This window comes from Rodentibacter sp. (assembly GCF_057314195.1).
In genome coordinates, this window is record NZ_DBHLAM010000021.1 from 112,844 (window position 1) to 130,038 (window position 17,195).

The following is a 17,195-nucleotide window of genomic DNA, read 5'->3' on the forward strand; positions in this document are numbered from 1 at the left end:
GCAAAATGCAATGAACAGTAAGCTCAAACTTTCTACCAAACTCTCCGCCAACGGCAAAACCCAACTTGCCGAGTGTTTCGCCACGCCACCGTTTAAACTCATGACGTTGCCAAACTACGGCGAATATTGGAGTGACGGATTGAATGCGGTGCTGATGTCGTCGTCCCCCGGCTTATTAGGCGGCGATCGATTGGATATTCAAATTCAGCTTACAAAGGCAAGCGCACTTTCGTTGAACACACAGGCGTTTACCCGCGTGCAGGCAATGAATGAAGGCGATCTTGCCGAGCAAATTACGCAGATTCAATTAGCCGAAAACAGCCGATTGTTCTATTTACCGCATCCGTTAGTGCTACACAAAGATTCGGCATTCAAACAAAAAACTCAAATTGAAATGAGCGAAAACAGTGAATTAATTTACGGCGAAATCGTGGCAATCGGACGAGTGTTAACTCATGAGCGCTTTGCTTTTCGTCAATTTTCTTCCCATTTAAAAATTGTAGCGTGGCAAAATAACGGCCAAAAACGCCCGCTGGTAAGCGATTGTATTCAGTGGCTACCGGCTCAAATGAATTTGACCGCCTTAAGCCAAATGGAAAATTATTCTCACCAAGGCACGCTGATTTATTTGAACTTAGCGAAAAACGCGGCAGACTTAAAAGACCGATTACAAGAAATTCATGCCATTATCGGAAATCAAAAAAACATGTTGATCGGCGCGTCGTTGCTTCATCAAGCCGGCATAACAGTACGAGCGCTGGGACATCGCGCCGAACAAATTCAGCAACTTTTTGGCACACTTGCCAACTATCTGCAAGTAAAAAAAGCCTAAAGCGCCTACTTAAATTGCGTCTATTGCTGAACATTAAAAATAGCACCGCATTGAAAGCCGCATATACAGGGTTTCAATGCGGTGCTATTTTGCGGGATCGCAGTATAGCTGTAACAAGCGGCAATCGATAATAAATGCAACCCGCAGTTTTACCGGCATCAAATCGAAATCTTGGCAAAGTTCGGTGACTTGTCGAGACTTTAAAAAGTAACGTAATAAGCTCGCTCTCGTTGTCGTGAGTCTAAAATTCGTGAATTGAATTCTATCCTTGAATATCAATCAATCGTTAAAATTTAAAAAATTTTAATAATTCAATATAAATCACCTATTGATTCTATCCAGTAAAGCCATTTTACCCCACATAATTCCTACGTATAATGTGCCCCATCGAAAGCAAAGACGCTTAGAGCAAAATTAATCAACTAAATATGGAGGAAAATACAATGCCAAAAACATCTATCGGACTAGATAAAGCACAATCTGCAGAACTTGCGGGCAAATTAAACGATCTTCTTGCAACTTACCAAGTTTTCTACACCAACGTGCGCGGTTATCACTGGAACATTAAAGGCGTAAACTTTTTTGAATTACACGCAAAATTTGCCGAAATCTACACGGATTTAATCAATAAAGTGGATGAAGTGGCTGAACGTATCTTAACCTTAGGTTACACGCCAAATAATGCTTACAGCCAATATTTAAAAGCATCGCGTATTAAAGAAGAAATCGCGGTAAGTAGCGCACAGGACTGTTTATCGGGCACCTTAGCGGGCTTAAAAGTATTACTTGAACAACAACGTGAAATTCTTGAACTTGCCGGTGAAGCAGGCGATGAAGGGACGAACTCTCAAATGAGCGACTACATTAAAGAACAAGAAAAACTCGTCTGGATGTTCCAAGCCGCTTGTCAAACTTGCCACGCTTAATGCTTGTTAAATAAAAAAAACCTACCGGCCGGTAGGTTTTTTATCGCTTCTGTTTAAGTTCTATCACTTCCTTTCAGAATCTATGGATGCGTTCTCTCGTCAAGTAAAACAACGCTGAAGAATCAGATTAAACCGGCTAATCCTTTTATTTGCCTCCGCCCGCGTAGATATCGAGTTAAACACAAAACGAATTGAAGTCTCCTAACAGCACTGCATTGAAAGCCGCCATATACGGAGTTCCAATGCGGTGCTATTTTAATCATCCATTGAGATTAAACGTTCTAATAATTTTCCTAATCCGCTTTGCCGTTTTACCGTTTGACGCAGCGCCGTTTTCCAGATTTTTTCGTCGGCGAAAACGGTGAGGCGTTGTTTCGCGCGAGTCACGCCGGTAAACACCAATTCGCGCGATAATACAGGATTCGGTTCCGTCGGCAGCACCATTAACGCGTGCTCAAATTCCGAACCCTGGGATTTATGAATCGTCATCATAAACGCCGGTTCATGCGCCGGAATGCGGCTGGTCGGCACTTCGCGCTTGCCAAACCACACTTTGCCATGCGCCAAACACAAGCCAATATCGCCGTTATACAAGCGCACATTATGATCGTTTTGCGTAATCATAATCGGCTTGCCGATATACCAATCTTGTTCGTGGCGAAATCGCAATAAATTTTCGCCACGCAACGCCAGTGCGATTTCCCGATTAAGATTTTCTACGCCCAATGCGGTGCTGCGCAGCGCAGTCAAAAATCTTGTCGAATTAAACAGCGCTTGAATCGCTTCCGCATAACTTTCGCCTTCCTGATTAAGTGCATTAAAGTCCCGTTTTTCGAATTGTAAACGACGCAATTGCGTTAAAAAAACACGATAATTTTGCACCGCACTTTGCACCACCCGCCGCACCAATTCGGCCTCATTTTCCGTATTATTGAAAGCCTGAAAATGCAATTCCGGATATTGTCCGAATAATTCGAGGCTTTCTTCTGCTGCGCCGCGTTGAATCTGCTCGGCCAATTTGCCGATGCCGGAATTTTCATCAAAACGGCGACTAAACGTGAGATGGCATAAAGCGTCGCGCAACGGATTCGCATTTTCCGTGTTTGGCACCGTATAACCGCTGGTTTCGCGCAAATAATCCGCCTGCGCACGGCTGTAAGGTTGATGACGCCACTGCGCCAATTCGCCGAGCACCGCACCGGCTTCTACGGAAGCTAATTGCGCTTGGTCGCCCAATAAAATTAAGCGTGTTTCGGGTTTTAATGCGTTAATCAATTTCGCCATTAACGGCAAATCAATCATCGAAGTTTCGTCCACCACCAACACATCTAATTGCAACGGATTACGCGCGTTATGATGCGTATTGTCGTTAAATGCATTAATGCCGAGCAAACTGTGTAAAGTCGATGCGTTTTGCGGTACAGATTGCACTAACGCCTCAGGCAACGCCATTTGGCGGCTTAAAAAACGTAAGGCATTTTGCACTGATTCTTCCAAACGCGAGGCTGCTTTGCCCGTCGGTGCCACCAATTTGATATGCAATTGATGTTGATACAATTCCTGCAACACCAACAACAAACGGGTTACCGTGGTCGTTTTACCGGTGCCCGGGCCGCCGGTAATTACGCAAAACAGGCTTTTAATCGCCGTAGCCACCGCGACTTTTTGCCAATCAATAATATTTGTTGTTGCGGAAAAATCAGATTGCGGGAAATAAGCCGCTAATTTTTCGCGAATTTGCGGTACAGAAAAAGGCAAACGGGGCTCGCTTTTCAAGGCGTTTTTTATATATTGCGCGATGCGATATTCATCTTGCCAAGCGCGATAAAAATACAACGCGTCGAATTGAAACGCCAAGGGCGCAGCATTCACAAGAGGATCTTCAGTAAACGCCGGATGACCACGCAGCCGCTTTTGCCATTGCTCAACCGGCAAGGCTTCAATGCGGTGCCAAATGCGATGCTGAATATCGAGCAGATAATTCCGTTCCGTAACGCGATAGGCCAAACCGAACAAATTGCCCGCTAACGCCGGTTCCAACAGGATACAGGTATTGCCTTGCGCATAATGCCAACTGCACAGGGCAGCGAGTAAAATCGCCAAATTTTTTACCGGTTCCGGTAAGTCCGTCGGTTGTTTATCGGCAATCAATTTGGCGAAATAATAATCGCCGTGACTGATAATGTTCCGTTCGTTCAGTTCTTTTAACAGGCTTAACATTAAAACGCCTCCTCTATAGCTTGCATCAATTGCACGCTCGGGCGATCAAAAAACACGCCGGATTGAGCTTCGCCATTCATACCGCGCAAGAACAAATAAAATACGCCGCCAAAATCGCGTTCGTAATCATAATCACGATCGACACGTTTCAAATAACGGTGTAACGCCAAGCAATACAGCAAATATTGCCAATCGTAATGATGATGCAACATGGCTTTTTGCAATGCCGATGGCGCGTAATCCGCCGTATTTTCACCGAGGAAATTAGATTTGTAATCCAGCAAATAATATTTGCCTTGATGACGAAAAACCAAATCGATGGTGCCACGCAACATGCCTTGAATATCGTCAAATCGCAATGGTTCGCTTGGCAAATGGTGATGGGCTTGCAGCGCTCGGTTAAAATCGGCAACCTTAAAACGCTCACGAATCGCCAAATAAAATGGCATTTCTTTAATACAATCTTGCGCGGCCAAAGCGGCAAGATAGAGCGTCGGATCCGTCGAAAAAGGCGTGTATGCAATTTGCTCAACCCATTTTTGTAACGGTGTCACAAAAGCTTCATCCAACTGCAAATCTTGGCAAAGTTTTTCAAGCGCAGTTTTATCAGCTAACGCACCAAAATCATTTTTTTCCAAATAACGATGCAATAACGTGCCGGTTTGCGTGCCGTGCGGTAAATCTAAACCGCTCGGTTCCGTTCTTGCTTCAGAAGAGACCGCAATTGAATTCGGCAAAGTTTCCGATTCAATTTGCCCGTCGTAATCTTTTGCCTCATCAAAAACGATAGTGCTTTTCGATGTATTTTCATCCAGCACGTTACTTTCAGCAAAGTCATTTTGCCAACGATGAGCCCGTTCAATAGCGGTGAAACTGGTGACGTGCCAATTTTGCTCGATTTCACCGTGAAATTGCGCCACGCACAACGTTTCTTGTTGTTCGGATAAGGCTAACGGTGGCAGTTTTACTAAACTTTCAGCCGCACTAATTTGCACGCTTGGCATCCGAGCTTTAAACGCCTCAAGCAACGGCTCAGCGGCATATGCTTGCGGTAAATCCGAAGCCTCGCCGATTTCACCTTGTGTTAACACATAAAGCAACGGGTTCCATTTTTTCTCAAACTGCGTCGGCAAGGCAAACGCCATTTGATATTTCGCACGGGTCAACGCCACATACAGCAAACGCAGTTCTTCGGCGAAAGATTCGCGGTACAATTCCGATGAATGGCGATTTTGCATATCCCACAAAATCGCGTCTTGCGTTGCGGAATAATAAAGATTGAAGTCTTTGGTTTTATTGTTCGCTTTGCCCGGATCACGGCTCGGTACAGCCAGAAACGGCAACCATACCAAATCGTATTCCAACCCTTTGGATTTATGAATTGTCACAATTTTGATCAATTGACGTTCGCTTTCTAACCGAATTTGCGCTTCCTGTCTGCCCTCGCCTTGAATTTGTCGTTCGAGCCAATTAATTAGCGCAGCTTCACTGTCATTTAAGATTGCTGCTTGTTGTAAAATTTCTGCCAAATGTAAAAAATCCGTTAAATCCCGTTCGCCCGTTGGCCGACTTAACAAACGTTCGGCAATACTTTGTTCCAATAACAATCGATGCAACATCGGCAACACGCCCTGATATTGCCAAGTTTGTTGATACCGGGCAAAACTATCCGCCCAGCGTTGCCAATCTTGTTCCGAATGTCGAATTTGGTGAATTTCCGCCGCATTTAGGCCGAATAATGCCGTGGCGATGGCATTTAAAATCGATCGTTCGGTGACTTGCAAACAGGCTTTCAACACAAATACTAATTCCTTCGCTACGAGGCTATCAAATACGCTACTTTGATCTGATAAATAAACGGAGGCAATGCCTAATTGCTGCAATTCGTTTTTCACTAAGGCCGCTTCGTTTTTATCTCGCACTAACACGGCAATATCTGCCGCTTGCAAAGGTTTAACATCGTCGCCGCATTGAAAAAACGCTTGCTTTTGCGCCGCACTTTTCAACCAATGCTGAATCGAAACAGCACAGCTGCGCGCCAATGCGGTGCTATCGAGGGAGTCCGAGGTTAAATAAAATCGATACGCAGGCTCACGTTCGCCGTGCAAATAAAATCGACGATGATCTTCGCGCGCATCCACCGGCGAAAACTCGATATCGTCATAAATAAAAGGCGACGACGAAAAACCAAATAGCGCGTTTACACCGTTCACTACATTTTGTTCGGAACGATAATTTTTAGTTAAATTAAACCGTTCGTCCGCCTGCTCGGCGGCTTTGAAATAAGTGAAAATATCTGCGCCGCGAAAACGATAAATCGCCTGCTTCGGATCGCCAATCATAATGAAGCCGCTGTTTTCCGCTGAATTTTCACGATAGATTTTAGAAAAAATGGCGTACTGTTGCGCATCCGTATCCTGAAATTCGTCGATCATGGCAAAAGGATATTGAAACCGGATCATTTCCGCCAATTGTTCCCCCCGTTCACTTTGCAAAGCCTCAAACAACAAACGTAGCAAATCATCGAAAGATTTTTCTTGATGATTGCGCTTGTGTTCGAACAGTTTTTGTCGAATGCCTTGGCGATAATGATAAAGGAGCAATTTGCGCAATAAATCAGGCTCAAGCAGTGCCTTTACGCGCGTTTCCAGTTCGCTGAAAATCGGTGCAGTCAAAGGCATCGCGCCTTCTTCTGCATGTTGTGCGAAAGCGGATTGCACGAAATAGCCGCGCAGTTTATCGTGCACGACATAATCGTGTGGATTTTCCGCCCATTGATTAATTTGCGTGAGCCAATTTTGCGTGCGCTTGGCTTGATAAATTTTACGATTAAGCGATTTTTTTACGCCTTTGGAATAATTTTTATTGAGTTCGGCAAAAATGAGATCGCCGATGAGCACCGCATTGGAAGCCCATAATTGCTTGATTTCTTGCACGGCGGCAAGTTCTCCGCCAAGATATTGGCGCAAAAATTCATCGGTCGATAAGGATAAGGCTTCGTGATAATCCGTATCCACCCATACATCCCGCCCCAAATCTGACGTCAACAGCGCCAGCACCACATCGGGTGAACCCAATTCGGCGGCGATAAAATTCGCAATGGCAAACGGTTGCGGATAAAAATGCTCGCGCCAAAATTCGTTAGCAAATTGTTTAAGCAAATCCGACTGATCTTTGACTAATTCTAAATTGAAATGCACACCGGAATTGAATGCATATTGCATTAGCATACGACGACAGAAACCGTGAATGGTAAAAATTGCGGCAAGATCCATATTTTGTTCGGCAAGTTTTAAACGTCGAATGGCAAGCGGTAGATCATCGAGGGTTTTATGCAAATCGGCAAGAAACGCGTCATTGGCAAAGACGGATTCGTCCTTGTCTTGCGCATAAGCGGAAAGTTTCCGAATGGTATCGGTAAGGCGTTCGCGGATTTTTTGTTTTAATTCTTCCGTCGCCATTTCCGTAAAGGTCACCACCAAAATTTCTTCCACGTTTAATGGACGAGCAAAGCGAGGCTCGCCGGCTTGCAACAAAAGTCGAAGATAAAGCGAACCGATAGTGTAGGTTTTTCCTGTGCCGGCTGAGGCTTCAATTAAATTTACTTGATTTAATGGTAATGTGACAGGGTTAAGCGGAATGGGATTTGTCATGATTTTTGGGGTTAGAAAATAAGTGCGTTTATTTTAGAAGTTAACGGCTATTTTAGCTATGTACTAAAGTGATTTTTTTACCGAGCCTTATTTCATTGGCACAGGCTACTATAAAGAAGCAGAATGAAGATATTCAGAAAAAATAATGGCTTACGTTGCGTAAGCCATTTTTGTTTATTAAAAGTTAATTACCTTATCCGCTTCCACCGTCCAATCGGCAAGTTCAATCAGCGTGCCGATTTCGACACCTTCCGCTAACGGCAATTCGGTGAGACCGCGTGCATTGGTGCAGGTTTTGCAAAGTTTCACCGCGGCCCCTTGCGCCGTTAAAATTTCCAACATTTGCTGTAAATGATAACCTTCGCCGGGATTTTGTTTTGCTAGTCCGCCGAGCACCGCATCGGACATTAAAAAGAGCTTCAAATTAACCGCATTTTTGTGTTGCTCTTGAATTTGTAGCGCAAGACGTAATGCGCTAAAAAAATGTTCGTCACCATAAGGCGCGGAATGAATGATAAATAGAATATTTTGCATTGGATCTCCTTATTGGTTCTGTAAAAACGGTGAAAGTCTAACACAAACAAAAGCCAATAAAAAAGGAAAGCCCGCAAACTTTCCTTTATTCTGAATTTAAATCCGTTTTAACCAACCCAAACAAATTTCGCAATAAATAAAATCGACACGACCCAAACCGGGGCATTGATTTCTTTGATGCGGCCGGTGCAAATTTTCATAATGCAGTAGCTGATAAAACCAAACGCGATGCCTTCCGTAATGGAATAAGTAAACGGCATCATAGCGGCGGTGATAAACGCTGGCGTGGCTTCGGTTAAATCGTCCCATTGCACGCGGATCAGGCTGGATGCCATTAAAATCCCTACATAAACCAATGCGCCGGCGGTGGCGTAAGCCGGAACCACACCGGCAAGCGGCGAGAAGAAAATAGTAAGCAAAAATAACACGCCGACGGTAACTGCCGTTAAACCGGTGCGCCCGCCGACAGAAACACCGGCGCCGCTTTCGATGTAAGTGCTGATGGCGGATGTGCCAATATACGAACCGCCCACGGCACTAATGCTATCCACGAAAAGCGCTTGTTTCATTTTTGGGAAACGTCCTTTTTCGTCACTGATGCCCGCTTTGTCCGTTACGCCAAGCAAGGTGCCGGAAGAGTCGAACAGGTTAACCAGCAAGAAAGAGAAAATAATACCGAGTAAAGCGGTATCTAACGCGCCGGCGATGTCCACCTTACCGAGCACCGCATCCAATGCCGGCGGCATCGAAATGACGCCATGGAACGTAACTGTATCGTCCAACCATAAAGCTAAACCGGTGACGACGGCGATTGAAATCAATACACCGGAGAAAATATTACGCGCGGCAAGCACCACGATAATGAAAAATCCCAATATACCAAGCAGTACTTTCGGATCATGCAAATCGCCGAGTGCAACTAAAGTAGCCGGGTTAGCTACTACAAGCCCCATATTTTTAAAACCGATCAGCGCGATAAAAAAACCGATCCCCGCGCCGATACCTACGCGTAACGCCAACGGAATGGACGCCATTAACCAATAACGAATTTGGAACAACGTTAATACGAATAAGCCGACTGAGCCCCAAAAAATTGTACCCATACCGATTTGCCACGAATAACCGAGCTTGCCCACCACCACATAAGCAAAAAATGCGTTTAAGCCCATGGCCGGCGCTAACGCAATCGGCAAATTACTGAACAGCCCCATGGCGATAGTACCGAGTCCGGCAATCAAGCAAGTGGTGACGAAGACGACTTGCTTATCCATACCCGCGTCTCCCAATACGGACGGGTTGACAAAAACAATGTAAACCATGGTAAAAAAGGTCGTAATACCCGCAATAATTTCTGTCTTGGTGCTTGAGCCTTTTGCATGCAATTTAAAAAGTCGTTCTAACATAATGATTCCTTAAAAATTAATAGCCCTAAATTAATAACCTTTGCGATAAATCGCTTCCAATAATTTCACCGAAAGCGATGCCAAGTTAAAACGTTGTTCGTCGGCGACCGTCCAAAATTCCATGCCGTTTTCCAACGCACTCATCTGGCTAACATGTAATTTTGCTCGCTCTTCCACACTTTCGATTTCACCATTCGTTACCGGCGTCACAAGATCTTCATGATACTGTAAAAACGCGTTATCTTGCGGTTTAAAATCGATTACATAATCGGAAACTATTGTCACTTTCTGAGCTAACCCGTAAAACACCGGAACATTCACTGCGTGAAACAGCACCGCATTCAATTGAGGAAAAATCTTTTGCAGTTGCTGCGGCAAAGCCCGCACATTTTGTGGCTGCACGTCAAAGGCTAAGCGTGTTTCGCCTTCGTCTAACGGAATACCGTTAAGCAAACGTGCGGTTTGACCGGCAAGCCGATTCACAATTTCGCCGTTTTGATAAGAAGCCGGCAGCAAGGAAGTAACAAAAACCTCACCGATATTCGCACTTTGCAACACCGGATAAATCGCCAAAGCAAGCTGACTGACTTGCGGATCCGGCAAACTCACGATATTACGCTGTCTCAATTCCACTAAGTCTGCTTCATTTATGCCCGGCACCACTGTCGGAACGTCGGAAAGTACGGCGCATACACCTTTCATATCGATCACCACACAACCGTTTTCTGCCGCGGCAGCAATATGAGGTGCAGATTCGATATCGCCTGCAAACAATAAATAATTGACCCTTGACCAGTCCATTTCTTGCAAAGAATATTGCATCACGCTTTGATTGTTAAAACGAACGCCCTGTTCTTCTTCAAAAGGGTAAATTTCGACGATCGCTAGCGTACCGATATTTAATTCGCTTTGTTCAAGGCTTTCGACGATTTTTTCTGCCAATTCAAACTCCGCTGCAATGGCAATATTTAGACTTGCGTCCATTTTTTTCTCCGCTGTAAAATAAAACGCGTTATTCTACAAAATACCGATAGGAAATTAAATGACACCCGCAATTGATTTACTTAAAAAACAAAAAGTTCCTTTTATTCCGCATACTTACGATCATGATCCGCATAACACGCATTTCGGTGACGAAGCGGCGGAAAAATTAGGCATCGATCCCCATCGTTCTTTTAAAACCTTACTTGTCGCGGAAAATGGCGACCAGAAAAAACTCGCCTGTTTCGTGTTGCCGACATCCAATATGCTCAGCTTAAAAAAAGCCGCCAAATCTGTCGGCGCAAAAAAAGTAGAAATGGCAGATAAAGAGATCGCACAAAAAAGCACCGGTTATTTAGTGGGCGGAATCAGCCCGCTAGGCCAGAAAAAACGTTTAAAGACCTTCATAAACAGCACCGCATTGGAATTCGAGACGATTTATGTATCCGGTGGAAAACGAGGTTTGAGTGTGGAATTAGCTCCGAAAGATCTGGCTAAATTGCTGGGGGCAGAATTTGTGGATGTGGTTGATGAGGAATAAGTTTATTTTATTGCTTGGCTTTAGTGATAATAAATTAAATTCTTCTATTTTCTTGGTATCAAAAAAAGAAGAGATCGGAAAAGAAGAGTAAGTAACTCATCGGACGCAACCCAATGTAATAAAACAAAAAGCCTTAGCTATCTCTAACTAAGGCTTCTCATCAATCATTAAAATCTTAAAAACTCGACGTGTCTTGGAACAATCCAACCTTAAGATCCGTCGCAGTATAGATCACGCGGCCATCTACTTCCACTTCGCCATCCGCCATGCCCATTACCAATTTACGATTAATTACACGTTTCATGTTAATGCGATAAATCACTTTCTTGGCAGAAGGTAAAATTTGACCGGTAAATTTCACTTCGCCAACGCCAAGTGCGCGGCCTTTCCCTTTACCGCCGACCCAACCGAGGAAGAAACCAACCAGTTGCCACATTGCATCCAAGCCTAAACAGCCCGGCATCACCGGATCACCGATAAAATGACATCCGAAAAACGGTAAATCAGGATGAATATCCAATTCCGCTTCAATGTAACCTTTATTAAACGCGCCGCCGTCTTCAGTCATTTTTACGATACGATCCATCATCAACATGGTCGGCGCGGGGAGTTGCGGACCTTCGGCACCAAATAATTCACCGCGACCGGAAGCGAGTAAATCCTCGTAGCTGTAGCTTTCTTTTTTATTTGGTGTACAAGTGTTTTGCATTTTCCTTCCTTTTTTCTCTGTTTTATTCAGCTTATTACTGACAGGCGTGCATTCTAAAAGGAATAATAAAAACTGTAAACAGCAAACATTTGTTCGCTGAACTTGTCCGATCAGTCCATTGAAATAAAAAAGAGGACTTGATAAAAAACAAAAGCGAACTATTTGTTCGCTCTTGCAAAATTAAAATCGAAAGAAATCTAACAGACCTTTCTTTGGCGGTTCCGACCGACTTTCAATGCGGTGCTGAATCAAGCGTGCGATTGGCGTTTTGCTTTCATCGTAGCCCTCTTCTTCCAATAAATCTCGTTGAAAAATCAATTCGCTCGTTTGATAAATATCTTCTACCGGAAAAATGAAAAATTCACCGTTTTTAACCGCTTGGACCACTTCATCGGAAAGGCTGAGTTGTTGAATCGTGGTTGCCGGAATAATCACGCCTTGCTTGCCCGTTAGACCGCGACGTTGGCAAATGCTGAAAAAGCCTTCGATTTTATCATTCACTCCGCCTACTGCATGCACCAAGCCGAATTGGTCAATAGCGCCTGTTATTGCGATATGTTGCGGTAAAGGCAAATCTGCCAGTGCACTGACGAGTACGCAGAAAATTGCTAAAGAAGCGCTATCACCGTCGATTTCGCCGTAAGATTGTTCGAAGACTAGTGAAGCAGAAAAAGGCAGTTGTGACGGCAAATCTAAAATATTCGATAAACAAGCCTGCGCAATCATCATACCTTTGCTGTGAAGATTACCGGCAAGCTCGTTTTTACGCTCGACATCCACCACTTCACCGTCGCCGAATTGCACGATACAACTGATGCGCGACGGTTCACCGAAGGCAACCGGCGTGCCGGGATATTCAATCACTGATAGTCCGTTAATTTGTCCGACAATCTCGCCTTCCGTCGCCACATAAACTTGCTCGTTTAAAATATCCGCGTAAGTTTGTTCTTTTAAAAAACCATACTGAGCCGTTTGTTGTTGAAAAACCTGTTCGAAATCATCCGCTATTAGGCGATTTTTTTGTCCAAGTGTCGCTGCATTAAGCAGCATATTTTTTAATTTGGCGGGTGACGCACTAATCAAAAAGCGACTTTCACTTTCACGTACCAAAAGTTGATAAAGTTTATTGAAGGCCGAAAAATCTAGGCTAAGTCGCAGTTCTTGCGCCACTTCTCGAACGAAACCCGCCCAATTTTTTTGTTCATTAACATCCGCAACGGACAAATAACTTTCGATTTCTGCATAATCAGCAAAACTGTATAAATCTTCTTCTAACTCGCCTAAAGTTGCCAGCTCAGTGCGGTTGCCCAGTACGATCACTTTAGTTTCAAGCGGATAACTCGGAATTTCGCACGGTAAAGCTTTAAATGGATGAGAAGAATGCCAATCAAATCGACGGCTTTGTAAAATATATTTGAGACGCTGCCATAAATCGAATTGCGCAAGTAATGTAGCTGCACTCAAAATCAACACGCCGCCGTTGGCGCGATGAATCAAGCCTGGCGTAAGTTGAATATCTTGCGAACGCGGGTGCATTTTTACATTGCCAAACAATTGAAATTGATCGCAATACAATGCGCTAAGCACTTCCCCTGAGGCAGCAAAATTATCAGCTAAAGACTGCGCCGGTTCGATTTCAATATGCGGGAAAGAAAAAGAATCGCCTTGTTCCACCAAATAGTTTACGCCAAAAATCGTGCGTTCTTTTGGTTGCATTTGATGAATAAGAGACATTAATAATGCGGCGTATTCTGCTTGATCATCCGCTTTCAATACCATCAGCGAACGGTTTGGATTGCGTAAAAATAATGCAAGTGCGTTTTTAGCGTTCGGTTGTAATGCCCAAAAATCGAGGGGTTGTATTGGTTGTTCGGTAACGGCTAGTTGGGGTTGAAGCTCGTTCCAATCAAAGGCACGTTCTTGAAAGAAAGATGAACTCACAGGTGGTATCTCATTAATAAAAATGGGCGCATTATCTCATATTTATCCATATTATTAAAATCAACTGGAAAAACATCATTAAAACGCGTATATTACGTGAGTTACCACGTCACTAAACAATACCACTATGAAATACCAAAAACTCGAAAATCAAGAAGCGAATTGGAAATGGATTTACCTTATTCGCAAATATCGCGAAGGAGAAAATATTACGCGATATGAAGAAAAAAGCCTGCAAGAATCGGTGATTACCGAGTTGCTGGAAAGTCAAAATTATCCGGAAAAGATTGAAAGCTGGATTAAACGACATCTTTCGTTAGCTTTACCGATTAAACTTGATCAAGCAATTCGCGCACGCCGAAAACGCTTTTTTAACGCGGAAAAGCAATCTACCAAAAAGAAATCCATCGATTTGGAATACGCGGTATGGAAACGTCTTGCAAAATATTCACACAAAATGAATATGACCCTTTCGGAAACCATTAGTTATATGATTGATGAGCGCGAAAGCAAAGCGCTGTATGAAAGCCAAATGTCGGCAATGAAAAATAGTTTAAAAAATTTATTAAAATAAAAAAGGCAAGATATAAAAACCTTGCCTTGCATTAACTAAATAGAGAAAAAGAAAATTTAAGAACGCGATTTTATTCGCGCACTCACCTATTCCGCAACCGGAATAATTTTTGTGGCGTGAGATCCTTTATCGCCGTGAATAACTTCAAACTGCACTTTTTGCCCCGCTTTTAATGAACGATAACCGTCCATTTCAATTACAGAATAATGTGCGAAAATATCAGCATCCACGCCTTCTGCGGAAATAAACCCAAATCCTTTTGCATTATTGAACCACTTAACAACACCAACTTCCATAATAGACCTCTTAAACTTCGCCTATACAATCATAAAACTAATAAGACTCATGCCTTATCACCTCAATAAGCGCTATATTTAAATATTTTGTTTTTTGATGCAATGAGTAATATTAAAAAGTGTTATGAAGATCACAAAATATTTTAGTTTTATCGGATTTATCATGTAATTCGCGTAGTTCCCTCGCCACGATCTGAATCGCCTCGCCACTATTTACGCCTTGCGCCATTAATTGTTGAATTCTTTCTACCGCTTTTTGTTGTTCTTCATGGGTTAATTGAATATCTAACATTTTTTACCAACCAAATTTTGAAATTAATTTTTGCCATTGTTCATCTAATGGCGCGAAAATATTGATTTCTCGTTGCGAAATAGGATGAACAAAACGCAATGTTTCCGCGTGCAAAAATAAACGTTTCACATCGACATTTTGCGTTAATGCACGATTTTGCTGCAAATCACCATATTGTGTATCACCCAAAATCGGATGAAAAATATGTTTGCAATGACGACGCAACTGGTGCTTACGCCCCGTTTGAGGAATTAATCGCAGCAAAGAATAACGCGCAGTCTCATAACGCCCTGCCGCGTAAGGCATTTCTGCGGTGTTTAAACACGTATAATCCGTTATTGCTTCTTGCGGCGCTTTATCTTCTTGCGCAAACTTATCGGCAATCTTATCCAATTGAATTTTCAACGGATAATCAATTCGTCCCGCCCCTTGCAAATGACCGCGCACCACAGCCAAATAGATTTTTTGCACAATTTTTTGTTCGAATTGCCGACACATTAAATTCGCTGTTTCGCCACTTAAAGCGAACAGTAACACACCGGAAGTTGGACGATCCAACCGATGAATTGGGAAAACATGGCGGCCGATTTGATCACGTAAAGTTTGCATTACAAATTGCGTCTCATGCCTATCCAACCAACTGCGATGCACCAGCATGCCCGCCGGTTTATTAACGGCAACCAAATATTCATCTTGATATAAAATTTCAAGCATCATTGATTTTGCAACAATTCTTCTAATGCCAACAGCGGAGCCAGCAATCTTTCCAAATCATCAAATTCTTTTAAAGCTTCTTCAAGATACGGCGAAATCGCGATTTGACTCGGTAACGGTGCGTCACTTTCAAGCAGTGCCCTCATACGCGGAATAAAAACCCACTGTAACCATTCGTGCGGCTCCATCGTATCAAGAAAAAACGGTTGTTCGCTCAAAAATGCTTCTTGCACCGGTGGCATTGTTTGCCACAAATTAAGACTTTGCATCGTTTTTTGAAGCTGTTCGAGATGAAATTTAGTTTGATTGCGCATATCGCACTCCTTAAAAAAGCGGCTCATTCTACGCAAAATCAAACCGCTTAGCAAAAGCCTCCAATGCGGTGCTAAAACAAGATCTCAACGACGAACAATGGAAAAACTCGACATCTTGATTTCCGCCTGTTCAAACACCAATACGCGTTCCACCTTCGCCGTTTTAGGCCCTTTATTAAGCCACCCTTCAAAATCCGCCATTTGTGTCTCGTCGCCTTGCGCGATCACTTCCACCGAGCCGTCAATGCGGTTGCGAACTGAGCCTTTAAGCCCCAATTTTTTCGCTTCTTGCCAAGTAAAATAACGAAATCCCACACCTTGTACACGTCCGAAAACAAGAAATTTTTTTGTCATATTTGCATCCTTTCGCCTACCTATTCGGATGTATTTTGCTTGATTTAAGTCATAAATTCACTAAGAAATTATGTAATCCGCTTTCCTTTCGAAAGAAAATAACCTACTATTTTTATCAGATAAGTTCAATTAACAAATGGAGTGTAAATTATGTCTTTTGCTCAACAAAAACTTAGCGAATTAGCAGTTTCTATCCCTGGTTCCACAAAACTTTTCCGTGAGTACGATTTGGACTTTTGCTGCGGTGGTTCAGTGCTTTTAGAAGTTGCGGCGCAACAAAAAAATCTTAATCTCGCTGAAATTGAAAGCCGTTTAGCGGAATTGGTTAAACATAAAAATGAAAATACGGAAAAAGATTGGACGAACGCGTCTTATGCAGAAATTATTGATTACATTATTCCGCGTTTTCATGACCGCCACCGCGAGCAATTGCCCGAACTCATCACGCTGGCTGAAAAAGTAGAAAGCGTCCATGCGGATCGCGATGATTGCCCTATCGGCACGGCGGCGCAATTAGAAAAAATCTATGCGGAATTAAGTCAACACATGATGAAAGAAGAACAAATTTTGTTCCCAATGATCAAAGCAGGCAATTATGCAATGGCAGCAATGCCGATTCGTGTAATGGAAATGGAACACGATGAAGCCGGGCAAGATGTGGAAGTATTAAAATCGCTTACTAACCATCTCACTCCGCCAGCAGACGCATGTTTTAGTTGGCGCGCTCTTTACAGTGGCATTAACGCTTTTATTGACGATTTAATGCATCACATCCATTTAGAAAATAATATTCTATTTCCACGAGTGCTAAACGAAAAATAAACGGGTTCAATAAATCTAAAGTGCGGTTAAAAGTTTCGGTATTATGTAGCAGTTGCACAAAGATTTAATTTGTTGTTTCTGCTACATTT

At 43.2% G+C, this 17,195-nt stretch carries 17 protein-coding genes; 5 read left to right on the forward strand and 12 right to left on the reverse strand.

Annotation, left to right across the window (positions count from 1 at the left end):
• Nucleotides 1-10 precede the first annotated feature (10 nt).
• On the forward strand, nt 11-832 hold the full coding sequence (locus ACO59Y_RS02800) for an urease accessory protein UreD (protein ID WP_486130438.1): 822 nt from the start codon (nt 11-13) through the stop codon (nt 830-832).
• Between the two features lie 443 nt (nt 833-1,275).
• A complete protein-coding gene (locus tag ACO59Y_RS02805; RefSeq protein WP_486130440.1) occupies nt 1,276-1,758 on the forward strand; it encodes a Dps family protein in 483 nt (160 codons plus the stop codon).
• Between the two features lie 255 nt (nt 1,759-2,013).
• On the opposite strand, the gene recD is transcribed toward ACO59Y_RS02805, so the two are convergent.
• From recD to ACO59Y_RS02830, 5 genes are all read right to left on the reverse strand, one after another.
• Nucleotides 2,014-3,978, reverse strand: a complete 1,965-nt coding sequence (recD, locus tag ACO59Y_RS02810; RefSeq protein WP_486130442.1) for an exodeoxyribonuclease V subunit alpha — start codon at nt 3,976-3,978, stop codon at nt 2,014-2,016.
• Entirely contained in the window at nt 3,978-7,631 is a 3,654-nt protein-coding gene (gene recB, locus ACO59Y_RS02815; RefSeq protein ID WP_486130444.1) for an exodeoxyribonuclease V subunit beta, read from the reverse strand. Before recB ends, recD begins: the two co-directional genes overlap by 1 nt.
• Nucleotides 7,632-7,808: 177 nt before the next feature.
• Nucleotides 7,809-8,165 carry a DsrE/DsrF/TusD sulfur relay family protein gene (locus tag ACO59Y_RS02820; protein WP_373602771.1) on the reverse strand — a complete coding sequence of 119 codons (357 nt, stop codon included), beginning with the start codon at nt 8,163-8,165 and terminating at the stop codon, nt 7,809-7,811.
• Between the two features lie 107 nt (nt 8,166-8,272).
• Complete coding sequence (locus ACO59Y_RS02825; RefSeq protein WP_486130446.1) at nt 8,273-9,568, reverse strand: NCS2 family permease; 1,296 nt, start codon at nt 9,566-9,568, stop codon at nt 8,273-8,275.
• A 30-nt stretch (nt 9,569-9,598) separates the two neighbouring features.
• The gene (locus tag ACO59Y_RS02830; protein ID WP_486130449.1) at nt 9,599-10,552 is read right to left on the reverse strand and encodes an oxidoreductase; all 954 of its coding nucleotides are present in this window, start codon (nt 10,550-10,552) and stop codon (nt 9,599-9,601) included.
• A gap of 58 nt (nt 10,553-10,610) precedes the next feature.
• On the opposite strand from ACO59Y_RS02830, the gene ybaK reads away from it, so the two are divergent.
• Nucleotides 10,611-11,090: a Cys-tRNA(Pro) deacylase gene (ybaK, locus tag ACO59Y_RS02835; protein ID WP_486130451.1), complete on the forward strand. Its 480-nt coding sequence runs from the start codon at nt 10,611-10,613 to the stop codon at nt 11,088-11,090.
• 175 nt (nt 11,091-11,265) lie between these two features.
• Here ybaK and fabA read toward each other — a convergent pair whose 3' ends face one another.
• A complete protein-coding gene (gene fabA / locus ACO59Y_RS02840) occupies nt 11,266-11,799 on the reverse strand; it encodes a bifunctional 3-hydroxydecanoyl-ACP dehydratase/trans-2-decenoyl-ACP isomerase (protein WP_373602775.1) in 534 nt (177 codons plus the stop codon).
• A gap of 180 nt (nt 11,800-11,979) precedes the next feature.
• Nucleotides 11,980-13,740, reverse strand: a complete 1,761-nt coding sequence (locus tag ACO59Y_RS02845; RefSeq protein WP_486130453.1) for an AAA family ATPase — start codon at nt 13,738-13,740, stop codon at nt 11,980-11,982.
• 127 nt (nt 13,741-13,867) lie between these two features.
• Between ACO59Y_RS02845 and matP the strand changes: the two genes are divergently transcribed.
• The gene (gene matP, locus ACO59Y_RS02850; RefSeq protein WP_373602777.1) at nt 13,868-14,314 is read left to right on the forward strand and encodes a macrodomain Ter protein MatP; all 447 of its coding nucleotides are present in this window, start codon (nt 13,868-13,870) and stop codon (nt 14,312-14,314) included.
• An 86-nt stretch (nt 14,315-14,400) separates the two neighbouring features.
• On the opposite strand, the gene cspD is transcribed toward matP, so the two are convergent.
• The 5 genes from cspD to ACO59Y_RS02875 all read right to left on the reverse strand — a co-directional run bounded on the left by cspD (nt 14,401) and on the right by ACO59Y_RS02875 (nt 16,284).
• Nucleotides 14,401-14,610 (reverse strand): cold shock domain-containing protein CspD, encoded by a 210-nt coding sequence (cspD, locus tag ACO59Y_RS02855; RefSeq protein WP_486130456.1) that lies wholly within the window; start codon nt 14,608-14,610, stop codon nt 14,401-14,403.
• A 112-nt stretch (nt 14,611-14,722) separates the two neighbouring features.
• Nucleotides 14,723-14,902, reverse strand: coding sequence for a YoaH family protein (locus ACO59Y_RS02860; protein WP_373602779.1), 180 nt, complete (start codon nt 14,900-14,902; stop codon nt 14,723-14,725).
• 3 nt (nt 14,903-14,905) lie between these two features.
• Nucleotides 14,906-15,616: a tRNA pseudouridine(65) synthase TruC gene (truC, locus tag ACO59Y_RS02865; protein ID WP_486130468.1), complete on the reverse strand. Its 711-nt coding sequence runs from the start codon at nt 15,614-15,616 to the stop codon at nt 14,906-14,908.
• Nucleotides 15,616-15,930, reverse strand: coding sequence for a YqcC family protein (locus ACO59Y_RS02870; protein ID WP_486130458.1), 315 nt, complete (start codon nt 15,928-15,930; stop codon nt 15,616-15,618). Before ACO59Y_RS02870 ends, truC begins: the two co-directional genes overlap by 1 nt.
• Nucleotides 15,931-16,014: 84 nt before the next feature.
• Nucleotides 16,015-16,284 (reverse strand): acylphosphatase, encoded by a 270-nt coding sequence (locus ACO59Y_RS02875; RefSeq protein ID WP_486130460.1) that lies wholly within the window; start codon nt 16,282-16,284, stop codon nt 16,015-16,017.
• 150 nt (nt 16,285-16,434) lie between these two features.
• Between ACO59Y_RS02875 and ytfE the strand changes: the two genes are divergently transcribed.
• Complete coding sequence (gene ytfE, locus ACO59Y_RS02880; RefSeq protein WP_373602782.1) at nt 16,435-17,106, forward strand: iron-sulfur cluster repair protein YtfE; 672 nt, start codon at nt 16,435-16,437, stop codon at nt 17,104-17,106.
• Nucleotides 17,107-17,195: the final 89 nt, after the last annotated feature.

What these genes read in the sequence shown, in the direction of transcription:
- ACO59Y_RS02800 (WP_486130438.1), top strand. Translation starts at nt 11, where the DNA reads ATGAACAGTAAGCTCAAACTTTCTACCAAACTCTCCGCCAACGGCAAA.
- ACO59Y_RS02805 (WP_486130440.1), top strand. Translation starts at nt 1,276, where the DNA reads ATGCCAAAAACATCTATCGGACTAGATAAAGCACAATCTGCAGAACTT.
- recD (WP_486130442.1), bottom strand. Translation starts at nt 3,978, where the DNA reads ATGTTAAGCCTGTTAAAAGAACTGAACGAACGGAACATTATCAGTCAC.
- recB (WP_486130444.1), bottom strand. Translation starts at nt 7,631, where the DNA reads ATGACAAATCCCATTCCGCTTAACCCTGTCACATTACCATTAAATCAA.
- ACO59Y_RS02820 (WP_373602771.1), bottom strand. Translation starts at nt 8,165, where the DNA reads ATGCAAAATATTCTATTTATCATTCATTCCGCGCCTTATGGTGACGAA.
- ACO59Y_RS02825 (WP_486130446.1), bottom strand. Translation starts at nt 9,568, where the DNA reads ATGTTAGAACGACTTTTTAAATTGCATGCAAAAGGCTCAAGCACCAAG.
- ACO59Y_RS02830 (WP_486130449.1), bottom strand. Translation starts at nt 10,552, where the DNA reads ATGGACGCAAGTCTAAATATTGCCATTGCAGCGGAGTTTGAATTGGCA.
- ybaK (WP_486130451.1), top strand. Translation starts at nt 10,611, where the DNA reads ATGACACCCGCAATTGATTTACTTAAAAAACAAAAAGTTCCTTTTATT.
- fabA (WP_373602775.1), bottom strand. Translation starts at nt 11,799, where the DNA reads ATGCAAAACACTTGTACACCAAATAAAAAAGAAAGCTACAGCTACGAG.
- matP (WP_373602777.1), top strand. Translation starts at nt 13,868, where the DNA reads ATGAAATACCAAAAACTCGAAAATCAAGAAGCGAATTGGAAATGGATT.
- cspD (WP_486130456.1), bottom strand. Translation starts at nt 14,610, where the DNA reads ATGGAAGTTGGTGTTGTTAAGTGGTTCAATAATGCAAAAGGATTTGGG.
- ACO59Y_RS02860 (WP_373602779.1), bottom strand. Translation starts at nt 14,902, where the DNA reads ATGTTAGATATTCAATTAACCCATGAAGAACAACAAAAAGCGGTAGAA.
- truC (WP_486130468.1), bottom strand. Translation starts at nt 15,616, where the DNA reads ATGCTTGAAATTTTATATCAAGATGAATATTTGGTTGCCGTTAATAAA.
- ACO59Y_RS02870 (WP_486130458.1), bottom strand. Translation starts at nt 15,930, where the DNA reads ATGCGCAATCAAACTAAATTTCATCTCGAACAGCTTCAAAAAACGATG.
- ACO59Y_RS02875 (WP_486130460.1), bottom strand. Translation starts at nt 16,284, where the DNA reads ATGACAAAAAAATTTCTTGTTTTCGGACGTGTACAAGGTGTGGGATTT.
- ytfE (WP_373602782.1), top strand. Translation starts at nt 16,435, where the DNA reads ATGTCTTTTGCTCAACAAAAACTTAGCGAATTAGCAGTTTCTATCCCT.